Annotated in this window: 19 protein-coding genes; 18 read left to right on the forward strand and 1 reads right to left on the reverse strand. The window is 41.5% G+C overall.

Translation table 11 applies throughout. The features are described from left to right. The first annotated feature begins 15 nt into the window (after positions 1-15). The 12 genes from cls to CFS04_RS06195 all read left to right on the forward strand — a co-directional run bounded on the left by cls (position 16) and on the right by CFS04_RS06195 (position 11,902). Positions 16-1,464, forward strand: coding sequence for a cardiolipin synthase (gene cls, locus CFS04_RS06140; RefSeq protein WP_088809740.1), 1,449 nt, complete (start codon positions 16-18; stop codon positions 1,462-1,464). A gap of 26 nt (positions 1,465-1,490) precedes the next feature. After that, positions 1,491-2,666: a hypothetical protein gene (locus CFS04_RS06145; RefSeq protein WP_088809842.1), complete on the forward strand. Its 1,176-nt coding sequence runs from the start codon at positions 1,491-1,493 to the stop codon at positions 2,664-2,666. Between the two features lie 146 nt (positions 2,667-2,812). Continuing rightward, positions 2,813-3,526 (forward strand): response regulator transcription factor, encoded by a 714-nt coding sequence (locus tag CFS04_RS06150; protein WP_088809741.1) that lies wholly within the window; start codon positions 2,813-2,815, stop codon positions 3,524-3,526. Next, entirely contained in the window at positions 3,523-5,301 is a 1,779-nt protein-coding gene (pnpS, locus tag CFS04_RS06155; protein WP_088809742.1) for a two-component system histidine kinase PnpS, read from the forward strand. The genes CFS04_RS06150 and pnpS overlap by 4 nt, the downstream gene beginning before the upstream one ends. Positions 5,302-5,512: 211 nt before the next feature. Next, positions 5,513-5,872 (forward strand): peptidoglycan-binding protein, encoded by a 360-nt coding sequence (locus CFS04_RS06160; protein ID WP_220387111.1) that lies wholly within the window; start codon positions 5,513-5,515, stop codon positions 5,870-5,872. Positions 5,873-6,107: 235 nt separating this feature from the next. After that, the gene (locus tag CFS04_RS06165; RefSeq protein WP_088809743.1) at positions 6,108-7,004 is read left to right on the forward strand and encodes a phosphate ABC transporter substrate-binding protein PstS family protein; all 897 of its coding nucleotides are present in this window, start codon (positions 6,108-6,110) and stop codon (positions 7,002-7,004) included. A gap of 114 nt (positions 7,005-7,118) precedes the next feature. Further along, a complete protein-coding gene (pstC, locus tag CFS04_RS06170; protein WP_088809744.1) occupies positions 7,119-8,042 on the forward strand; it encodes a phosphate ABC transporter permease subunit PstC in 924 nt (307 codons plus the stop codon). Then, positions 8,039-8,926, forward strand: a complete 888-nt coding sequence (gene pstA, locus CFS04_RS06175; RefSeq protein WP_088809745.1) for a phosphate ABC transporter permease PstA — start codon at positions 8,039-8,041, stop codon at positions 8,924-8,926. The genes pstC and pstA overlap by 4 nt, the downstream gene beginning before the upstream one ends. Positions 8,927-8,943: 17 nt before the next feature. Further along, complete coding sequence (gene pstB / locus CFS04_RS06180; protein ID WP_088809844.1) at positions 8,944-9,771, forward strand: phosphate ABC transporter ATP-binding protein PstB; 828 nt, start codon at positions 8,944-8,946, stop codon at positions 9,769-9,771. Positions 9,772-9,816: 45 nt separating this feature from the next. Continuing rightward, positions 9,817-10,563, forward strand: a complete 747-nt coding sequence (pstB, locus tag CFS04_RS06185; protein WP_220387112.1) for a phosphate ABC transporter ATP-binding protein PstB — start codon at positions 9,817-9,819, stop codon at positions 10,561-10,563. Between the two features lie 13 nt (positions 10,564-10,576). Next, positions 10,577-11,236, forward strand: coding sequence for a phosphate signaling complex protein PhoU (gene phoU / locus CFS04_RS06190; protein ID WP_088809747.1), 660 nt, complete (start codon positions 10,577-10,579; stop codon positions 11,234-11,236). 81 nt (positions 11,237-11,317) lie between these two features. Beyond that, a complete protein-coding gene (locus CFS04_RS06195) occupies positions 11,318-11,902 on the forward strand; it encodes a DNA-binding protein (protein WP_088809748.1) in 585 nt (194 codons plus the stop codon). Here CFS04_RS06195 and CFS04_RS06200 read toward each other — a convergent pair. Next, on the reverse strand, positions 11,892-13,118 hold the full coding sequence (locus tag CFS04_RS06200) for a DUF4408 domain-containing protein (protein ID WP_088809749.1): 1,227 nt from the start codon (positions 13,116-13,118) through the stop codon (positions 11,892-11,894). The two genes, CFS04_RS06195 and CFS04_RS06200, sit on opposite strands and share 11 nt — an antisense overlap. A 459-nt stretch (positions 13,119-13,577) precedes the next feature. Between CFS04_RS06200 and CFS04_RS06205 the strand changes: the two genes are divergently transcribed. The 6 genes from CFS04_RS06205 to uvrA all read left to right on the forward strand — a co-directional run bounded on the left by CFS04_RS06205 (position 13,578) and on the right by uvrA (position 20,306). After that, positions 13,578-13,877 carry a metalloregulator ArsR/SmtB family transcription factor gene (locus CFS04_RS06205; RefSeq protein WP_007474071.1) on the forward strand — a complete coding sequence of 100 codons (300 nt, stop codon included), beginning with the start codon at positions 13,578-13,580 and terminating at the stop codon, positions 13,875-13,877. Between the two features lie 64 nt (positions 13,878-13,941). Further along, positions 13,942-14,328 (forward strand): hypothetical protein, encoded by a 387-nt coding sequence (locus CFS04_RS06210; RefSeq protein ID WP_088809750.1) that lies wholly within the window; start codon positions 13,942-13,944, stop codon positions 14,326-14,328. Between the two features lie 21 nt (positions 14,329-14,349). Further along, complete coding sequence (locus CFS04_RS06215; RefSeq protein ID WP_088809751.1) at positions 14,350-15,003, forward strand: HD domain-containing protein; 654 nt, start codon at positions 14,350-14,352, stop codon at positions 15,001-15,003. A 28-nt stretch (positions 15,004-15,031) separates the two neighbouring features. Then, on the forward strand, positions 15,032-15,274 hold the full coding sequence (locus CFS04_RS06220) for a CsbA family protein (protein WP_240310354.1): 243 nt from the start codon (positions 15,032-15,034) through the stop codon (positions 15,272-15,274). A 183-nt stretch (positions 15,275-15,457) separates the two neighbouring features. Then, a complete protein-coding gene (gene uvrB, locus CFS04_RS06225; protein WP_088809753.1) occupies positions 15,458-17,431 on the forward strand; it encodes an excinuclease ABC subunit UvrB in 1,974 nt (657 codons plus the stop codon). Between the two features lie 7 nt (positions 17,432-17,438). Continuing rightward, positions 17,439-20,306 carry an excinuclease ABC subunit UvrA gene (gene uvrA, locus CFS04_RS06230; protein WP_088809754.1) on the forward strand — a complete coding sequence of 956 codons (2,868 nt, stop codon included), beginning with the start codon at positions 17,439-17,441 and terminating at the stop codon, positions 20,304-20,306. Positions 20,307-20,414 lie beyond the last annotated feature (108 nt).

A 20,414-nucleotide genomic window follows, 5' to 3' on the forward strand; every position in this document is an offset into this window, starting at 1 on the left:
AAGGGAGAGAGCAAAATGGGGATTTTGACAGCAATTCTCATTGTCCTGTTAATTTTAAATGTTTTCTTCGCAGCGGTAACAGTATTTTTAGAACGTAGAGATACGTCAGCAACTTGGGCGTGGCTGCTAGTTTTAACGTTTATTCCTATCCTTGGATTCGTTATTTACCTGATATTTGGTAGAAAACTTTCAAATAAGAAGATTTTTGACTGGAAAGGGCAGGAAAAAATTGGGATAAGAGAATCAACAGACAATCAAATTGAATTAATTCGACAGAAAGAATTTCCGTTTAGTGATTCGAATGTAAGAAAATATCGGGATTTAATTTATTTGCTACTTGTAAATGATGGTGCAATCTTGACGCAAGACAATGAAGTGGATGTTTATGTGGATGGGCATGAGAAGTTTGAAGCCTTGATGAAGGATATTGAAAATGCAACGGATCACATTCATATTATTTATTATATTTTTCATTCGGATGAGCTTGGAAAGCGAATGGTCCGCCTGCTTGAAAGGAAAGCCGCGGAGGGACTAAACGTGAAAGTCATCTATGACGCCATGGGCTCAAGGACAACGAAGAAGTCGTTCTTTCATCAACTGGAGAAAAATGGAGGTATAGTGAGGCCGTTCTTTCCTTCGAAGCTTCCGCTGATTAACTTTCGATTGAATTATCGAAACCACCGAAAACTAGCGATTATTGATGGTGAAGTTGGCTATATTGGCGGGTTTAATATCGGTGACGAATATTTGGGTCTATCGAAAAAGTTTGGTTACTGGCGTGATACGCATCTTCGTGTGCACGGGAAAGCGGTTTATGCGATGCAGACGCGGTTTATTATGGACTGGAATTCGGCTGCGCCGAGCCATAAGGTGGACTATAAAGCGCGTTATTTCCCTGCTTTTTATGGTGGTGGGCATACGAGTTTGCAAATTGTTTCAAGCGGCCCAGATTCGGAATGGCAGCAAATTAAAAATGGCTATATTAAAATGATTAATTCCGCTAAAAAATCAATTTATTTGCAGTCACCGTATTTTATTCCTGATGCGAGTTTGTTTGAGGCTTTAAAAATTGCCTCACTTTCGGGAATTGATGTGCGTATCATGATTCCAAATAAGCCGGACCATGCGTTTGTTTACCGCGCTACGACAAGTTATGCAGGTGAATTGATGGAGACGGGGGCGAAAATTTTCATTTATGACAATGGCTTTATTCATGCCAAAATGCTTGTCATTGATGGAGAAATTGCTTCGGTTGGAACGGCGAATATGGATTTTCGTAGTTTTAGACTAAATTTTGAAGTGAATGCGTTTATTTATGAGAAGGCTTTTGCACAAAAATTGGAAGATATCTTTTTGGAAGATATTTTGAAATCCTATCAGCTTACGCCTGAACTTTATAAAGAGCGTTCGGTTTGGATAAAATTGAAAGAAGCTGTCAGCAGATTGCTGGCGCCAATATTATAGAAAGAAAGTAGAAGGGTGGGATGGAAATGGAAGTAATCGAAATCATTTTAAAAGGTTTGGTGAGTTTATTTCTTCAGCCGGTCTTTTATTTGGCCATCCTCTTCGTTATTCTTGCTGGATTTAACCGCATCAAGTGGGAACGTAAGTCATTTAGCGTGCGAATCTATTCACCATGGCTAGAACTTAAAAACTTTTTCACATTAGGTGTGTTTGTTGCGCTTTTAATCTCTATTCTATTGTTCTTCTCTGGATTTAGTGTGATGATTTCATGGCTCGTTATTTTTAATGCCATAACAATTTTAGCACTACTTACATCAATGTTTCGTTTAAGCTCAGCAGCGATTACGATTGGTATTTCGAGTTTAGTCTTTTATTATTGTTATTATTTCGATATACAATTTGGGCCGCTTCAAGATAAGTACTTACTCTATGATAATTTAAATGTAGATAATTTTATGGTGGCAATGACGTTTTTACTAGCGATTGCATTGTTTGTTGAAGCCTATTTAATCAGCCACACGAGTGCAAGCTCACCTTCTCCGTCACTTCGGAAAAGCAGGCGCGGGAAATTAGTTGGCGCATTTCAATTGCGCAAGCTATGGTTTATCCCACTTGTTGTTTTCATTCCGGGGACGGAAATCACCCATTTGTTTGAGTGGTGGCCGGTCTTTAATATTGGAACGGATTCTTATACGCTCATTATATTGCCGCTTATTATTGGTTTTGAGCAAAAGACGCGTTCGGAACTGCCGCAAGTTTTAAGCAAACAGATTTCGGGACAAGTAATGACGCTCGCGGTCTTTATTGCGGGAATTGGTTTATTGAGTATTGTGATACCGGTGCTGACATTGTTTGCTTTTGTGCTCGCAATTATTTCTAGGTTTTGGATTATGTGGCGCTATTATCGAAATGATAAGATGGCACCGCAAAAATACGCGCCGCAACCTGATGGCATTGTAATTTTGGGTGCTAGAGCGGGTTCGCCGTCAGCGCGAATGAATTTAACGCCGGGTGAAAAAATTACGGAAGTGAACGGAATGGCGGTTAAAACGCGGGCGGACATGTATGAGGCGCTTAATATTAATCGAGCTTTCTGTCGCTTGAAGGTGATGGATCAAAACGGGGAGCCGCGCATTGAACAGACGGCGCTATACGATAATGAGTCGTTTGAGCTTGGGATTCTTTTAGTTGAACCACGATAAATAAAAACGAGTGCTAAGCAAAATTTGGATTTTGTTTGGTGCTCGTTTTAAGTTTTTGTAAAGATAGATGTATTGCTATCCAGAAATTGTAAATTCATGCTATATTTAAGATAAAGTGCGGAATTTGTCAGGAAAGGGAGATTTTTGTGGCTAAAATTTTAGTTGTAGATGATGAGGTTTCAATTGTGACGTTACTTCAATTTAATATTGAAAAAGCGGGCTATGAAGTGGTGACGGCAACAGATGGTCAGATGGGCTATGAGCTTGCGATTTCGGAAAAACCGGATTTAATTGTGCTTGATTTAATGCTCCCGAAAATGGACGGCATTGAAGTGACCAAAAAATTGCGCCAAGATAAATATGATTTTCCGATTTTGATGTTGACGGCTAAAGATGAGGAGCTTGATAAAATTATCGGCCTCGAACTAGGCGCGGACGACTACTTGACGAAGCCGTTTAGCCCAAGAGAAGTAGTTGCGAGAATTAAAGCCATTTTGCGCCGTGTGGATAAGGTGCGTGACGAGAAAGAGCCTGCTTCTGTTGAAAATATTTTGGAAATTGGGGAGTTAGAAATACACCGGGAAAGCTACGAGGTTTTTATGCGCGGTGAGCAACTTGATTTAACACCGAAAGAATTTGAGCTGCTGTTATATTTGGCGAACCACCGCGGGAAAGTGTTTTCGCGTGACCAATTGCTGGACGCGGTTTGGAATTACGATTATATCGGAGAAACGCGCATTGTGGACGTGCATGTAAGTCATTTGCGCGATAAAATTGAGGCGGACACGAAACAACCGCGCTATATTAAGACGATTCGCGGTTTTGGCTATAAAATGGAGAATGTAAAGGATGAGCTATGAAAAAGTTATGGTTTAAAATCGGGATTTCCTTTTTCATTTTATTTTTTGTAACAATGGGCATCGTTGGTTTGTTTTCAGGCGAACTGATGAAGACGACTTATTTAAGTATGAAAGAAAGCCAGTTGGAAGATGAGGCGCGGGTGCTTTTGCATACGACAAACATTGAAAATACGGATTTAGATAAAAATAGTGCTGAAATTCAGGCAGAGCTTAGTCCGCTGACAGAAGAAGTGGATGCGCGTATTACGATAGTTGATAAAGACGGGCGTGTCATTGCTGATTCGAAAGAGGATCCGACACAACTTGAAAATCATGCGAATCGCCCGGAATTTAAAGAAGTTTTGCAAAATGGGGATTCGGTTGGGATTGCGACGCGTGAAAGTGATACGCTCGGTTATAGTATGCTTTATGTGGCGGTGCCAATCGTACAAGACGGTGAAACGGCTGGGGCGCTTCGAATTTCGGTTTCGCTTGAATCGGTAGAATCCGCAATCAACACGCTTTGGGGCAATCTCTTCCTGATTTTCAGTTTGGCACTCATTTTGATTGCGCTCATTAGTTTTGTGATTGCGCGTCGGATTACGAAGCCCGTTCAGGAAATTATTGATGTTTCAACGGATTTAGCAAATCGCGAATATAGCAGTCGAATTTACGGGAAATCAAGCGGGGAGCTACAGGATCTTTCCAGCAGTGTGAACAAACTGGCCGAAAGTTTAGAAACGCAAATGTTTGAAATCCGTGAGAACTCGCAAAGACTTACGGCTATTGTGGAAAATTTGGTGAGCGGGGTCATGTTGATTAATCATGATAAGGAAATTGTGATGACGAACCGAATGATGTACCATATTCTCGGAGAACAGGAGATTACGGGCAAGCCGTTTTATGAGGTCATTAAAAGTTACGGCTTAAGCGAATTGATTGAGGAAACGCTGAAAACCAAACGCATGAAGCAACAAGAAATTGCGATTTATTTCCCAAGAGAAATGATTTTAGATGCGAGCGTATCGCCGATTTTGATGGAAGATGGTGAGATTTCGGGTCTAGTCCTCCTGCTGCATGACATTACTCAAATTAGACATTTGGAAAACGTCCGCTCAGAATTCGTTGCAAACGTTTCGCATGAACTAAAAACGCCTGTCACGGCGCTAAAAGGTTTTGCGGAAACGCTTCTTGACGGCGCGATGTACGATGAGGCGCTATTAAAGCAGTTTTTAACAATCATCAAAGACGAAAGCGACCGCCTGCACCGTTTAATTTTAGATATTCTAGCCTTGTCGAGAATTGAACAAAAAACGCTGCCGCTTCAAGTGGAGCTAGTCAATATGAATGAAGTGATGGAGCAGTCGGTTAAAACGGTGAGCGAGCTTGCTTCATTAAAAGAAATTACGATTGAACAAATTTGGGACCATGAAAAGCCGCTTTTCATTGAAAATGAGCGTGACCGCTTGCAACAAATTTTAATTAATTTGCTATCCAATGCGATTCAATACACGCCTCTAAAAGGCCGCATTGTCCTCCAACTAGAAGACCTAGGCGACGAAATCCAATTGGTTGTGGCAGACAACGGAATTGGAATCCCGGCGAAGGATTTAGACCGCATTTTTGAACGTTTCTACCGCGTCGACAAAGCGCGAACTAGGCATTCTGGCGGAACAGGTTTAGGTCTGTCAATTGTGAAACACTTAGTCGAAATGATGGACGGAACCATTCAAGTGACTAGCGAGGAAAATGTTGGTACTAAATTTTATGTGCGTTTACCAAAATCACATAACTAAAGAAATATCCTCCTTTTTTCAAAAAAGGAGGATATTTTTGTGGTTTGTAAAGGGGAATTTAATGGGCGTAAATGAAACTACTTTTAAAAACTAACAATTTTGTGATAAAAAAGTATGGATTTTTTATATAGTGTTGAAAAAAATACTTAAAAAGTTCACACAATTCATACTATTCTAATGATATAATAAACTCCATACTAAAGAGAAGGAGATGGAAAACATGATTCTAAAAAAAGTATTAACAAGTATTTGTATGGTGGCGATTTTATCAGTTGGCTTTGTTGGTGTTTCAACCGTTGCTCCGGAACAAAAAGTAGAAGCAGCATACTACAATGGCTATAATGTTGCATCGATTCAAACGTGGTTAAATAATTATCATCATGTGGTAAACAGCAAAGATTATTACTCAGGGTATCCAACGCTTGATGTGGATGGACAATATGGTCCAGCGACTTATGCAGCGGTGAAAGCTTTTCAAGCACGTAATGGTCTAAAAGTGGATGGACAATATGGCCCAGCAACGCATCGGATATTAATAAATCCACTTCTATGGTCGTATGCTAAATGGTAAAGTCCTTAAAAGTGCCAAATTTAATTTGGCACTTTTTTTATTTACGGCAGCTACAAATTTTTGTAATGAAAACGGCGTAAAAACCATGTTTTTATCATCTCTTTTTAACGGAATTTACATAAAACAAGCGGGTTTACAATTTCTTAACATTAGCTACATATGAGCTTAACTACGAGCGGTTATAGTTAGACATGTAAGAAACACTAATTTAAAAAATAAGGTGGGTAACGAAATTATGAATAAAAAAGTTTTGGGATTACTTACAGTTCTTTCAGCGTTAATGTTAGTTTTAGCTGCTTGTGGGAGCAGTTCATCGAGTGATAAAGCAAATGGAACTGGCGACGAAGTTTCTGGTTCAGTGACAGCAGTTGGTTCAACGGCACTTCAACCGCTTGTAGAGGCGGGCGGTAAACAGTTCCAATCAGAGAACCCGAAAACACAAATTAACGTGCAAGGCGGCGGTTCTGGTACTGGCTTAACACAAGTTGGGCAAGGGGCAGTTGAAATTGGGAACTCCGATGTTTTTGCAGAAGAGAAGGACGGAGTAGATGCTTCGAAACTTGTTGATCATAAAGTAGCGGTTGTCGGAATGGCGCCTGTTGCAAATAAAGACGTTGGCGTGAAAGATTTAACACAACAACAATTAATTGATATTTTCACTGGTAAAGTAACAAACTGGAAAGAGCTTGGCGGTAAAAATGAAAAAATTACAGTTATCAACCGCGCTGAAGGTAGCGGAACGCGTGCTACTTTCGAAAAATGGGGCTTAAAAGGCGCTACGCCAATGAAAGCACAAGAGCAAGATTCTTCTGGAACGGTTCGTAAGATTGTCAGCGAAACGCCAGGCGCAATTAGCTACCTTGCTTTCTCTTATATTGATGATTCTATTATGAGTCTAAAAGTAGATGGCGTCGAGCCAAATGAAGATAACGTTGCAACAAACGATTGGAAAATTTGGTCTTACGAGCACATGTACACGAATGGTGAGCCTAAAGGCGCAACGAAAGCGTTCTTGGAATATATGACGAGCGAAACGATTCAAAATGACCTAGTGCCACAATTAGGTTACCAATCGATTCACTCCATGAAAGTGGAACGTGACGCGGACGGAAAATTAACAGACGTAAAATAAAAAAATAAGCAGGCAAAGGAAAAAATGACCGGAAGCCTGCTACTTACGGGAAGTCTTTCTTGTTTAACAAGGGAGACTTACCCGCATGTTAGGGACTGAAAGGAGTTTTTAGCCTTGGAAATCATTAATGAAGAAAATCTGACAAAAACATCGAAAAAAGCGCGTTTAGAAACAAGAGGAAAGCTCATTACATTCCTCTGCATTAGTATTATGATCTTAGCGGCAATCTCTATCCTTTATCTTGTCATTTCAAAAGGTTTATCCACCTTTTTTGTAAATAATGTTTCATTTGTTGACTTTATCACGGGAACAGATTGGAATCCGTCAAAAGTTGATGCGGCAGGCAATGCTTTAGTTGGCGCACTACCGATGATTATCGGATCATTTGCGGTCACACTTCTAGCCGCATGTATCGCTGGTCCGCTTGCAATTGGCGCCGCCATTTTTATGGTTGAAATCTCTCCTCGCTTTGGGAAAAAAATCTTACAACCAGTCATGGAGCTCCTTGTAGGTATTCCTTCGGTCGTTTATGGTTTCATTGGTTTGAGTGTGGTCGTACCGTTTATTCGGGAACACATTTCAGGTAGCGGCTTCGGAATTGCGGCGGCTACTGTCGTTCTTACAATTATGATTTTGCCGACGGTCACATCGCTTTCTGTGGACGCGATTAAGTCGGTGCCACGTCACTACCGCGAGGCTTCTCTTGCGCTTGGGGCAACTAGATGGCAAACCATTTGGCGTGTGGTGCTACGCTCCTCGCGAGCAGGTATTATGACCGCCATCGTATTCGGTATGGCACGCGCATTTGGCGAAGCTTTAGCCGTTCAAATGGTTATCGGGAACTCGGCAGTTATTCCAACTTCATTATTTGAGCCGGCATCCACTTTAACCAGTATTTTAACGATGGGTATGGGAAATACTGTCATGGGTACACTTGAAAATAACGTTTTATGGTCGCTTGCCATGGTATTACTTGCGATGTCCCTATTCTTCATCATCATTATCCGATTCATCGGTCGTAGGAGGAAAGCGAAATGAATGTAAAAACTAAAGATAAAATTGCAACGGGCGTATTTTATGCCATTGCAGCTATCATCGTCATCATTTTAGCAAGCCTTCTCGGTTATATTTTAGTCAAAGGTGTCCCGCAACTTAGTTGGCAGTTTCTAACGACACCGCCGAAATCATTCCAAGCGGGCGGCGGGATTGGACCTGAAATTTGGAATTCATTTTACATGCTCATTATTACAATGATCATTTCAGTTCCGATTGCGCTAGGCGCGGGAATTTACATGGCGGAATACGCTCGGAAAAATTGGTTGACGGACTTGATTCGGACAACAATCGAAGTTTTAAGTTCACTTCCATCTATCGTTGTCGGCCTTTTCGGCTTCCTCGTATTCGTTATTCAAATGGGCTGGAGCTTCTCGGTGATTTCCGGAGCACTGACGCTCACGATTTTTAACTTACCGCTTTTAATTCGAGTAGTGGAAGATGCTTTAAATGCGATTCCAAACACTCAGCGCGAAGCAGGACTGGCTCTCGGGTTAACCCGGTGGGAGACCATTACGCGCGTTTTAATCCCAGCAGCTTTACCAGCGATTATTACCGGAATTATTCTGGCAGCTGGTCGGGTGTTCGGCGAAGCGGCGGCGCTCATTTTTACGGCGGGGCAAAGTACGCCGGTGCTTGATTTTACAAACTGGAATCCGGCTGAGATTACGTCGCCATTAAATATTTTCCGTCCTGCGGAAACGCTTGCGGTTCATATTTGGAAAATTAACGGAGAAGGAATCATGCCAGATGCACGTGCAGTTTCGGATGGTGCTTCGGCGGTGCTCATTCTCTCTGTACTGCTTTTCAACATTTTAGCGCGTATCCTTGGAAAAGTTGTATTCAAAAAAATGACGTCTTCGTCTTAAAAGGAGTTTTGTAAATGATGATCACAAAAACGATGCCAATAAATGTGGAAGTCGAAGAAACACAAGCGATTGTTCCTCCTTTTGAAATGGATAGTCACGCGATGGCAACGAAGGATCTTCACGTTTATTACGGTGATAACCATGCGATTAAAGGAGTCAATCTTGCTTTCCCAGAAAATAAAGTGACGGCTCTTATCGGGCCTTCTGGCTGCGGTAAATCCACGTATTTACGAGCTTTAAACCGAATGAATGATGAAATTGAAGGCTGCCGCATGGACGGACAAATTTTATATAACGGCATTGATATCAACCGTAAAGAAGTCGATTTATACAAAGTGCGCAAGGAAATTGGTATGGTGTTTCAAAAGCCGAACCCATTTTCAAAATCGATTTATGAAAATATTGCGTTTGGCTTAAAACGCCACGGCATGAAAAATAAAAAAGAATTGATGGAACGTGTGGAAAAAAGCTTGCGCGGTGCAGCGCTTTGGGACGAAGTAAAAGACGACCTCAACAAAAGTGCGCTTTCACTTTCCGGCGGGCAGCAGCAGCGTCTTTGTATCGCTCGTGCCATTGCAATGCAGCCGAAAGTTCTCTTGCTCGATGAACCAGCATCAGCGCTTGACCCGATTTCCACAAGTAAAATAGAAGATTTAATTAATGAACTACAGGAAAAATATACGATTGTTATCGTGACGCATAACATGCAACAAGCGGCTCGTGTATCCGACTATACAGCTTTCTTCTATTTAGGCGAAGTGGTCGAATTTACGAGCACAACAGAATTGTTCACAAATCCGGCAGAAAAACGTACAGAAGATTATATTTCAGGAAACTTTGGATAAGGGGAGGCGAATAAATTGGTAGAAACTGCTGAAGCAACGAAATTTATGATTGAGACGGACAAAGTCGATTTATTTTATGGAACAAAACAAGCCCTCAAACAAGTTTCCTTACAGATTAAAGAAAACTATGTGACGGCGCTTATCGGCCCATCAGGTTGCGGGAAGTCCACGTTTTTAAGAACGCTAAACCGCATGAATGATTTGATTCCGAATGTGAAGACGACCGGAAGCATTCGAATTGCAGATGAAGAAGTCAATCAAGCGAAATTAGATATGGTAAACCTTAGAAAGCGTGTGGGCATGGTGTTCCAACAACCAAATCCATTCCCGTTTTCCATTTATGACAATGTCGCATATGGCCCGCGCATGCACGGCGTGACAAATAAAAAGGAACTCGATGCTATCGTTGAGCGCAGTTTAAGACAGGCGGCTTTGTGGGAAGAGGTTCATGACCGCTTAGATAAACCAGCAACAGGGATGTCAGGCGGGCAACAGCAACGTCTTTGTATCGCACGGGTGCTGGCCGTCAAACCGGAAGTCATTTTAATGGACGAGCCAACTTCGGCGCTTGACCCAATTTCAACCGCAAAAGTAGAAGACCTTATTTTAGAGCTAAAGAAAGATTATACGATTGTCATTGTGACGCATAACATGCAACAAGCATCGCGTATTTCCGATGAAACAGCTTTCTTTTTGAACGGCGAGATTGTTGAGTTTGCCGATACGACGACGATTTTTACAAACCCGAAAGAACAAAAAACAGAAGACTATATTTCTGGTCGATTTGGATAAGGAGTGTGCATAGATGGTTGTAAGAAAATTATTTACAGAGCAGTTAAATGAGTTACACCAACACTTGTTGAAAATGGGCGTCCTTGTAAACGAAGCAATTTTTAAGGCAGTCAAGTCGCTAGTGGAAAGAGATCAATTGCTGGCAGAACAAGTCATTGCGGAAGACAAAGCAATTAATGACATGGAGCTATCGCTTGAACAAGGCTCCTTCGAATTAATTGCCCTCCAACAACCAGTTGGAACAGATTTACGTAAAATTGTAACGGTGATGAAGGCCAGTTCCGATTTGGAGCGAATTGGCGACCACGCTGTCAGCATTGCGAAAGCGACAATTCATCTTGGCAACAGCAAAGCGCTAAAACCGATTCCGGAAATTCCTGAAATGGGCGAAATCGTCAAAAATATGCTTCATGACGTTTTAAACGCCTACCTAGCAGGAGACGCAAACGCTGCCCGCGAAATTGCAGCCCGCGATAACGAAGTCGACAAATTGCACCGTCTAGTCTCGAAAAAATGTATTGATTTAATGCAAGAAGATCCTGAGCATTTAGAGGATATTACGCATTTACTACTAGTTGCGCAAAATTTGGAGCGGATTGGTGACTATATTACAAACGTTTCAGAGTGGATTGTGTACTTGGAGAGCGGCGAAATTGAAGAGCTGAATCAATAGCAAAAGCGTGTTCCTTGTGGGAGGGACACGCTTTTTGCATAGTTATGCTATAATATTCGTAAACAAGGGAGGGCGAAGTGGATGACGAACTTACCGAAAATTGGCAAACCGGCAACATCAGCTTTGGAAGCCGAGGGAATTACGACGTTAGAACAAGTCGTAGCGTACGACGAAAAGACACTCCTCGCTTTGCACGGAGTTGGTCCAAAAGCAATTGAAATACTGCGGAAAGCGCTAGCCGAGAGCGGATTAGCGTTTCAAACAAAATACGGGAATCAAGCATTTACCATCATCGTACCAGCCGACTGTGACAACGCACCTAAACGTCGAATCATGCGGGATTACACCATCGCAACAGCAAAAGCAGACCGTAAAACCCTAGAAGCACTTTTGGTGGAAAACTTTGTTTGGAGTGTCCCAGGTGAATTTGAAATCCGTGGCCGAACTAACTTTATGAACGAGCTTTTCAGCCATTCTGAACCAATAAAATCACTAGAGCTTGAAACCATTGTATCGCACGGCAAATTGGGCTCACTTAACGGAACGATGATTCAAAAAAATGGTCAGCACGTCTATTTCGCCGATGTATTTGAATTCGAGAATCACAAAAAAGAAGCACGAATCTGTAAAATTATTTCCTACGTGATTATCAAACCTAGCATTTAATGCTAGGTTTTTTGTTTTGAAGGAAAATACGCATATAAAGTACGCTAAATGTGATAACAACAATGCTTTTCGATACTAAAGTGGTGTCAATTGGGCTTGTGATGAGGGCATAAACAAGGGGTAAAATGACGATAAACTTTAATTTGATATCTGTAGTTGGAAGATTTTTTGTGATGGTAATCAGTAGCGCGACAAAAAGAATAATCATGAGCAAACAACCGAGAAAACCTACTTCGCCAAGCAGCATCGCCCAATAAGAATCCGTGGCAAATTGGGGGTTGCTTGGCGCGAGTCCCCATACACTGTCTAAATTGTAATACGCATAATACGGTGAATAATTGACGCGCGCAGCATGGGAGCCAAACATGCCCAGTCCCCCGCCAAATGGAAAATAGTCTTGGGCGATTTTAAACGAAGTTCTGAGCAACAAGCCACGAGCTTCTTGTGTGTTTCCGATAAGTTGATTCATAATCCGATCTGCATTTAGCCAAATGAATCCCCCACCAAGTAACGCGATAATCGCAATTGGAATCCGTTTAAGATACGGAAAAAGAAGCAGTAAAAGGTATAGACAAAGATAAAAGCCGATGGAAGTACTTCTCCCTGCAATAAAAATCAAAATGAAATTGAGCGCTAAATAAAGATAAGGCGGCTTTTTTTGATCAATGAGTTTAAAAAAGGTAGCTAAACTTGATAAAATTAAAATAACTAAGGCAAACTGCGCAGGATGACCGAAACCAAATGAATAGGTATAACGGTCAAAGCGCATATCAAATGGCTGCAAGAGAGGGATAAAAAAGTTGATTATGTAGACGGCTAAACAACTAAGTGTTATGAACCGAGCTAAGCCTGTAAAAAACGATTTGGTAGAGGTGAGCTCAATGTTTTGAAAAAGATATTGCCCGCTTAAATAAAGCAAAACAAATTTAACCATACTAAAAAAAGTAAGCAGCTGATTGATAAGCGTATTTTGATGCAGAGAAAACGCATTCGGCGACATCGCAACAATGAACAATAAAAAGATGACACCAATTAAGAAAATTCCGCTGCCTGAAATGCTTTTTTTGCCCTGTGCAGATTCATACACAGCTTTAAAGAAGGCGGCAATGAGGAATACAAGTACAATACCGTTTTCCAAGATTCCACCAATAGGAATAAATTGAGCGATGAAATTTGAGAAGAGGGCAAATACAAATAGTCCAGTAAATAAGTACATGCATGATTCTCCTTAAGATTTAGAGTGATAAATTACAAGGTCTTGAAAACGTTATCAATTTTCATTTCGCATCAGAAGTTTGCCCGTTTTGTTAAAGTATGAGCAAGTTTTTTGGATAAAAAGGGAGTTTTCCTTGTAAAACAAGTCGAATGAAGTGGCGTACCTATAAAAATCACATTTTTTTTTAGAATCCTTGCTTTTCAAAAAAACTTTTGGGAACAATATTTGCTTGTCGTGTAGACACCTTGGTAAGTTTAAACTACGGGCTTACATCTATAATGTTAAGTATAGCACACTCGCATCTTCATAGAAAAAATGTACTCTTTTGCATGCAACACCTAGCAAAATGAAGTGCATATTTAACCAAATTGTTCAGGCATATGTTGGCACATTAGTTGCGTGATGGATTGGTTAACGCTATCATATGAATATATGACCATATAATAATGGAGTGAGGAAATGAACCATTCAATCTTAGATGAAGAAACCCTTTTTAATGTGACTCAAATATTTAAAGCACTAGCGGATCCTACGCGCGTGCAAATTTTAAATTTACTTCAGGAACGAGAGTATTCAGTGAATGAAATCGCCCGGACACTTGAATTTAACCAAACGACTGTATCGCATCAATTGCGGTTTTTAAAAAATTTGCGGTTAGTAAAATCACGTAGACAAGGGACGACCATTTTTTATTCTCAAGATGATAACCATGTGCTAGAACTACTCGCGCAAGCTATCCGGCATGTTCACCACGAGTAGCCTTACAGCATTATTTGTTTTTTTATGGTAAAGTAAAAGCAAACAAATCTTTGGGGGAAAAGCATTGAAAAAATTAACGGCAACACAAAAAATGTTAGTGATTATTGGAATCATTTTGATGGTTGCAGTAACGGTTTTAGGACTTATTTGGAACAATCAATTGGCTGTTGTCATCGTGCTCGGCGTCATCCAATTTATACTCATACAAGCAGTTTGCTATGTTGGCATATATTCACAAATGAAAGTGGGCACTTCAAGAGGCACTAAGCTATTTAGTTGGGGAATTTTAACCACGTTTTTATTTTCAGCAATCATTGCCATTTTTGCTCCAGAAAACTTCAGATCCTATTCCGGTGCAATCATTGCGCTGTTAGGATACGGTTCCGCGCTCATTATGCGCGAAGTAGAAAATACGAATCCAGCAAACAAAAATCAAAAACGCGAAGAATAATGAATGGAAGGAGTGATTTTGATGGGCATTCATCAATATTTTCAAAGTTTATCTGATTTAGAAAACATTTATCGTTGTCCCGGGAAATTTAAATATCAAGAGCACTCAGTGGCAGAACATTCATTTAAAGTGACACAAATCGCTCAGTTTTTTGGAAATGTGGAAGAGCAAGCAGGAAATGAAGTGGATTGGCGCTCACTATATGAGCGCGCATTAAATCACGACTACTCGGAGCTTTTTATTGGCGATATTAAAACACCCGTCAAATACGCCACAGCTGAACTCCGTGAAATGCTCTCTGAAGTGGAAGAAAGCATGACGCAAAATTTTATTGAGCGGGAAATACCAGAAGAATTTCAGCCGACTTATCGCCATCTTTTAAAAGAAGGTAAAGATATGACGCTTGAAGGGAAAATTTTAGCCATTTCAGATAAAGTTGACTTGTTGTACGAATCATTTGGCGAAATTCGTAAAGGCAACCCAGAAAATATTTTTGTTGAAATTTATAGTGAAGCACTCGCAACAATTTATGAGTATCGTGATATGGAAAGTGTGAAATATTTCTTGCGTGAAATTTTACCAGACATGCTTGGTGAAAAAGGCATTCGCAAAACGGACTTGCCAGAACTTACGGCTGAAATAACAACAAAAGCGCTTCAAGACGGACAAAACTAGCGAAATGGTGAGAGGAAGATGAACGATGCTGGACCAAATTTTATCGGCAATTTTCTTCCCGGGCGTACTTGTCATTATTTTTGCGCGTGTCACGTTAAATCGTTTTGTGGCGTTGATTTTAATGGTGGGACTCATTGCTGCTAGCGCCAAACTTGGTTACACGGATACGTGGTGGCTTATTATAATTGATGCTTTTTCCATGACAGTGGGGTTTATGGTAGCAACAAATATGTTGAAACGTATTCGCGGCCGAGAGGAAGCACATAAATAGGTAAATATGCGATAAAGTGGTAAAATAGAAAAAGAAGGACGTAATCAAAATGATTGCGTTCTTTCTGTTTTACAAAAACAACCGAACGTATTTTCGGTTTTTGCTAGGATATAATTGTGCTTTATGGTAAAATAGAAGAGCTGAAAGTGGAGAAAAAAATGAAGCAGGAATGGGGGACTCACATTGACCGATAAATTTGAACTCGTCTCAGAATATCAACCATCTGGAGATCAACCGCGCGCAATTGAGCAATTAGTTGCTGGCTTAAATAGCGGCCTAAAACACCAAACTTTGCTTGGGGCAACCGGAACAGGAAAAACGTTCACGGTGTCCAACGTGATTCAAGAAGTCAATAAACCGACGCTGATTATGGCGCATAATAAAACGCTAGCTGGACAACTTTATAGTGAGTTTAAGGAATTTTTTCCAAATAATGCGGTGGAATATTTTGTTAGTTACTACGATTATTATCAACCGGAAGCTTACGTCCCGCAAAGTGATACGTATATTGAAAAAGATGCTAGCATTAATGACGAAATCGATAAATTACGCCATTCTGCGACTGCTTCATTACTCGAGAGACGCGATGTGATTATTATTGCCAGCGTATCGTGTATTTATGGTTTAGGTGCACCAGAAGAATACCGGGAATTAGTTGTGTCGCTACGTCCAGGTATGGAAATCAGTCGCGATGTTTTATTACGCCGCTTGGTGGACATTCAATATGACCGCAATGACATCGATTTTCAGCGCGGACGTTTTCGTGTTCGCGGCGATGTGGTTGAAATTTTTCCAGCGTCGCGTGACGAGCATTGTATTCGCGTTGAATTTTTTGGTGATGAAATCGAGCGAATCCGCGAAGTAGACGCACTCACGGGAGAAATTACAGGTGAGCGGGAACACATTTCAATTTTTCCAGCATCTCACTTCGTCACCCGCCAAGATACGCTCAAAAAAGCAATTGGAAACATTAAAATCGAACTCGAAGAACGTTTAAAAATATTACGTGCGGATAATAAACTTTTAGAAGCGCAACGCTTAGAACAAAGAACAAACTATGATATTGAAATGATGGAAGAAATGGGCTATTGCTCAGGAATTGAGAACTATTCAAGGCATTTGGCACATCGCCCAGCAGGCTCGACGCCGTATACGCTACTTGATTATTTCCCTGATGACTTCCAAATTGTTATCGATGAGTCGCACGTAACCATGCCGCAAATCCGCGGAATGTACAACGGTGACCAGGCACGGAAGCAGATGCTTGTTGACCACGGGTTTCGTTTGCCATCAGCCCTCGATAACCGCCCGCTACGCTTAGAAGAGTTCGAGAAACACATCAATCAGATTATGTTTATTTCTGCAACTCCAGGCCCGTACGAACTCGAGAAAAATCCAGATGTTATCGAGCAAATCATTCGGCCAACAGGACTGCTTGACCCTGTTGTTGAAATTAGACCGATTGAAGGGCAGATCGATGATTTAATGGACGAAATTAATGAGCGCACAGAAAAAGATGAACGCGTACTCGTAACAACACTGACCAAGAAGATGGCGGAAGATTTAACGGACTATCTAAAAGAAGCCGGCATCAAAGTGCAATACCTCCACTCGGAAGTGAAGACGCTCGAGCGGATTGAAATCATCCGCGATTTACGCCTTGGCGTGTTTGACGTCCTAGTCGGAATCAACTTACTTCGTGAAGGAATAGATTTGCCAGAAGTTTCCCTTGTTGCAATTTTAGATGCGGATAAAGAAGGCTTCTTGCGATCAGAACGCTCGCTTATTCAAACGATGGGTCGTGCGGCGCGTAATGAACACGGAAAAGTTATTATGTACGCCGATAAAATTACCGATTCAATGCGCGTTTCAATGGAAGAAACCGAACGTCGTCGTCATATTCAAGAAGCGTACAATGAAGAACACGGCATTACGCCGAAAACGATTCGCAAAGAAATTCGCGGCGTAATTGCGGCAACTACTGCTGTAGAAGGTGAAGAAGAGGCACGTCCAGATTTAAGTAAACTAACAAAACAAGAGCGCGGACAGCTTATTGAAGATATGGAACACGAAATGAAGGCGGCGGCTAAAGCGCTTGACTTTGAACGTGCAGCGGAACTTCGTGATGCATTACTCGAATTAAAGGCGGAAGGATGAAACGAATTTGAATAAAGATAAAATTATCATTCAAGGGGCAAGAGCCCATAACTTAAAAAATATCGACGTTGAAATCCCGCGTGACAAACTGGTCGTCATGACGGGGCTGTCTGGATCGGGGAAGTCTTCCCTAGCTTTTGATACAGTCTATGCGGAAGGTCAGCGTCGTTACGTGGAGTCGCTATCAGCTTATGCACGCCAGTTTTTAGGCCAAATGGATAAGCCAGATGTAGATTTAATCGAAGGGCTCAGCCCAGCTATTTCCATCGACCAAAAAACGACAAGTCGAAATCCACGTTCCACAGTCGGAACCGTAACGGAAATTCATGACTATTTAAGATTGCTTTATGCACGTGTTGGGCACCCAATTTGTCCGAACCACGGCATCGAAATTACATCACAAACCATTGAGCAGATGGTGGAGCGCGTTTTAGAATACCCTGAAAAGACACGCCTGCAAGTGATGGCACCCATTGTTTCTGGCAAAAAAGGCACACATAAAAAAACGCTTGAAGAAGTCAAAAAACAAGGTTACGTGCGCATTCGTGTTGATGGAGAAATCTATGATATTAACGACGAGATTACAATTGAAAAAAACAAAAAGCATTCTATTGAAATCATCGTTGACCGAATTGTTATTAAAGAAGGCATTCAGTCGCGCTTGTACGATTCGCTGGAATCCGCACTTCGATTAGCGGACGGCTATGCGGTTGTTGATGTTATGGGCGAAAAAGAATTACTATTTAGCGAACATTATGCCTGCCCGTATTGTGGCTTCACAGTTGGGGAACTAGAGCCGCGCATGTTTTCTTTTAACAGTCCATTTGGCGCGTGTCCGACATGTGATGGTTTAGGTACGAAACTAGAGGTGGACGTTGAAACGGTCATTCCAGATACTTCGCTTTCTTTAAAGGACGGAGCAATTGTTCCGTGGCGTCCAATTAGTTCGCAGTATTATCCGCAAATGCTGGAATCGGCATGTAAGGAATTCGGGATTGATATGAAGAAGCCGTTTGAAAAGCTATCGAAAGAAGAACAAAATATCGTTTTAAATGGTTCGGGTGACCAAGAATTCTTCTTTAAATACCAAAATGATTTTGGAATGACAAGAGAAACATGGATGCCATTTGAAGGGATTTTGCCGAACGTGGAAAGGCGTTACCGGGAAACAAATTCGGACTTTACGCGTGAACAGATGGCGCAATATATGACGGACTTACCGTGTCCAACTTGCCATGGTTACCGTTTGAAGGAAGAAGCACGAGCAGTGAAAATTGATGGCAAACATCTAGGCGAAATCAGCCATTTTTCTGTGACGGAAGGCCTGGAATTCTTTTCAGATTTGGCTCTTTCAGAAAAGGAAAGTCAAATTGCGGCTCCAATTTTAAAAGAAGTACGGAGTCGTCTAGGCTTTTTAAATAATGTAGGTTTAAATTATTTAACGCTTAGTCGGGCGGCTGGAACGCTTTCGGGCGGGGAGGCACAACGAATTCGACTAGCGACACAAATTGGTTCCCGCTTGACGGGTGTGCTGTACATTTTAGATGAGCCGTCCATTGGCTTGCACCAGCGCGATAATGACCGTCTAGTTGAAACGTTGCAAAATATGCGTGACATTGGAAATACGCTTATTGTCGTGGAACATGATGAAGATACGATGATGGCCGCGGATTATTTAATTGATATTGGACCTGGTGCTGGCGAACATGGCGGTCAAATTGTGTCTGCTGGGACGCCGGAAGAGGTTGCGAAAGATAAAAATTCCATAACTGGCCAATATCTTTCGGGAGAAAAATTTATTCCAGTACCAAGTTCACGCCGAGATGGAAATGGCAATAAAATCGAAATTGTTGGTGCGAAGGCGAACAATTTGAAAAATGTCAGTGCGGATATCCCACTTGGAACATTCACATGTGTGACGGGCGTTTCAGGTTCTGGAAAAAGCTCGCTTGTAAATGAAGTATTACGAAAAGCGCTGTCGCGCAAGTTAAACCGGGCGAATGCGAAACCGGGCGCGCATAAGGAAATTAAAGGGACGGAAAACTTGGAGAAAATTATTGATATTGACCAGTCCCCAATTGGGCGGACGCCCCGCTCGAATCCGGCGACTTATACGGGCGCATTCGATGACATTCGCGACTTATTTGCCTCTACGAATGAGGCGAAAGTACGCGGATACAAAAAAGGTCGTTTTAGCTTTAATGTAAAAGGTGGTCGTTGTGAAGCTTGTAAAGGTGATGGCATCATCAAAATTGAGATGCACTTTTTGCCAGATGTCTATGTGCCGTGTGAAGTTTGCGGCGGGAAGCGCTACAACGGCGAAACGTTAGATATTCGCTACAAAGGGAAAAATATCGCGGAAGTTTTAGAGATGACGGTTGAAGAAGGCTTGGCATTCTTTAAAAATCAACCTAAAATTGCGCGCAAATTGCAGACGATCGTCGACGTTGGTTTAGGCTATATCCGTCTTGGGCAACCCGCCACGACTTTATCAGGCGGTGAAGCACAGCGGGTTAAACTTGCCTCTGAGCTCCATAAGCGGAGTAACGGTAAATCATTCTATATTTTAGATGAGCCAACAACTGGTTTGCATGCCGATGATATTAGTCGACTTTTAAAAGTGCTACAGCGCTTAGTTGATGAAAATGGCGATACCGTTTTAGTTATCGAACACAATTTGGACGTCATTAAGCAAGCGGACTATTTGATTGATCTTGGTCCGGAAGGCGGCGATGGTGGCGGTCAAATTATTGCGACGGGAACACCTGAAAAAGTGGCACGTTCGAAAAAATCGTATACGGGTAAATATTTGAAACGGGTTCTTGAACGCGATAAAAAGCGAACGAAAAATCGGATTGAAAGTGCCCAGAAATAAAACTTAAAAGCCTGATTGGGAGGGAGTCTTCTCATCAGGCTTTTCCTTTTCCCCAAAAGTCTAAAGAAAGAATCGTTCTTAAGTTGTATGACAGATGACGTGGAATCC

It is taken from the genome of Listeria sp. ILCC796, assembly GCF_900186175.1.
Classification (GTDB): domain Bacteria; phylum Bacillota; class Bacilli; order Lactobacillales; family Listeriaceae; genus Listeria; species Listeria goaensis.

Excerpts from the sequence above, each read along its gene's own strand:
- cls (WP_088809740.1), top strand. The coding sequence starts at position 16 with ATGGGGATTTTGACAGCAATTCTCATTGTCCTGTTAATTTTAAATGTT.
- CFS04_RS06145 (WP_088809842.1), top strand. The coding sequence starts at position 1,491 with ATGGAAGTAATCGAAATCATTTTAAAAGGTTTGGTGAGTTTATTTCTT.
- pnpS (WP_088809742.1), top strand. The coding sequence starts at position 3,523 with ATGAAAAAGTTATGGTTTAAAATCGGGATTTCCTTTTTCATTTTATTT.
- CFS04_RS06160 (WP_220387111.1), top strand. The coding sequence starts at position 5,513 with ATGGAAAACATGATTCTAAAAAAAGTATTAACAAGTATTTGTATGGTG.
- CFS04_RS06165 (WP_088809743.1), top strand. The coding sequence starts at position 6,108 with ATGAATAAAAAAGTTTTGGGATTACTTACAGTTCTTTCAGCGTTAATG.
- pstA (WP_088809745.1), top strand. The coding sequence starts at position 8,039 with ATGAATGTAAAAACTAAAGATAAAATTGCAACGGGCGTATTTTATGCC.
- pstB (WP_088809844.1), top strand. The coding sequence starts at position 8,944 with ATGATCACAAAAACGATGCCAATAAATGTGGAAGTCGAAGAAACACAA.
- pstB (WP_220387112.1), top strand. The coding sequence starts at position 9,817 with ATGATTGAGACGGACAAAGTCGATTTATTTTATGGAACAAAACAAGCC.
- phoU (WP_088809747.1), top strand. The coding sequence starts at position 10,577 with ATGGTTGTAAGAAAATTATTTACAGAGCAGTTAAATGAGTTACACCAA.
- CFS04_RS06195 (WP_088809748.1), top strand. The coding sequence starts at position 11,318 with ATGACGAACTTACCGAAAATTGGCAAACCGGCAACATCAGCTTTGGAA.
- CFS04_RS06200 (WP_088809749.1), bottom strand. The coding sequence starts at position 13,118 with ATGTACTTATTTACTGGACTATTTGTATTTGCCCTCTTCTCAAATTTC.
- CFS04_RS06205 (WP_007474071.1), top strand. The coding sequence starts at position 13,578 with ATGAACCATTCAATCTTAGATGAAGAAACCCTTTTTAATGTGACTCAA.
- CFS04_RS06215 (WP_088809751.1), top strand. The coding sequence starts at position 14,350 with ATGGGCATTCATCAATATTTTCAAAGTTTATCTGATTTAGAAAACATT.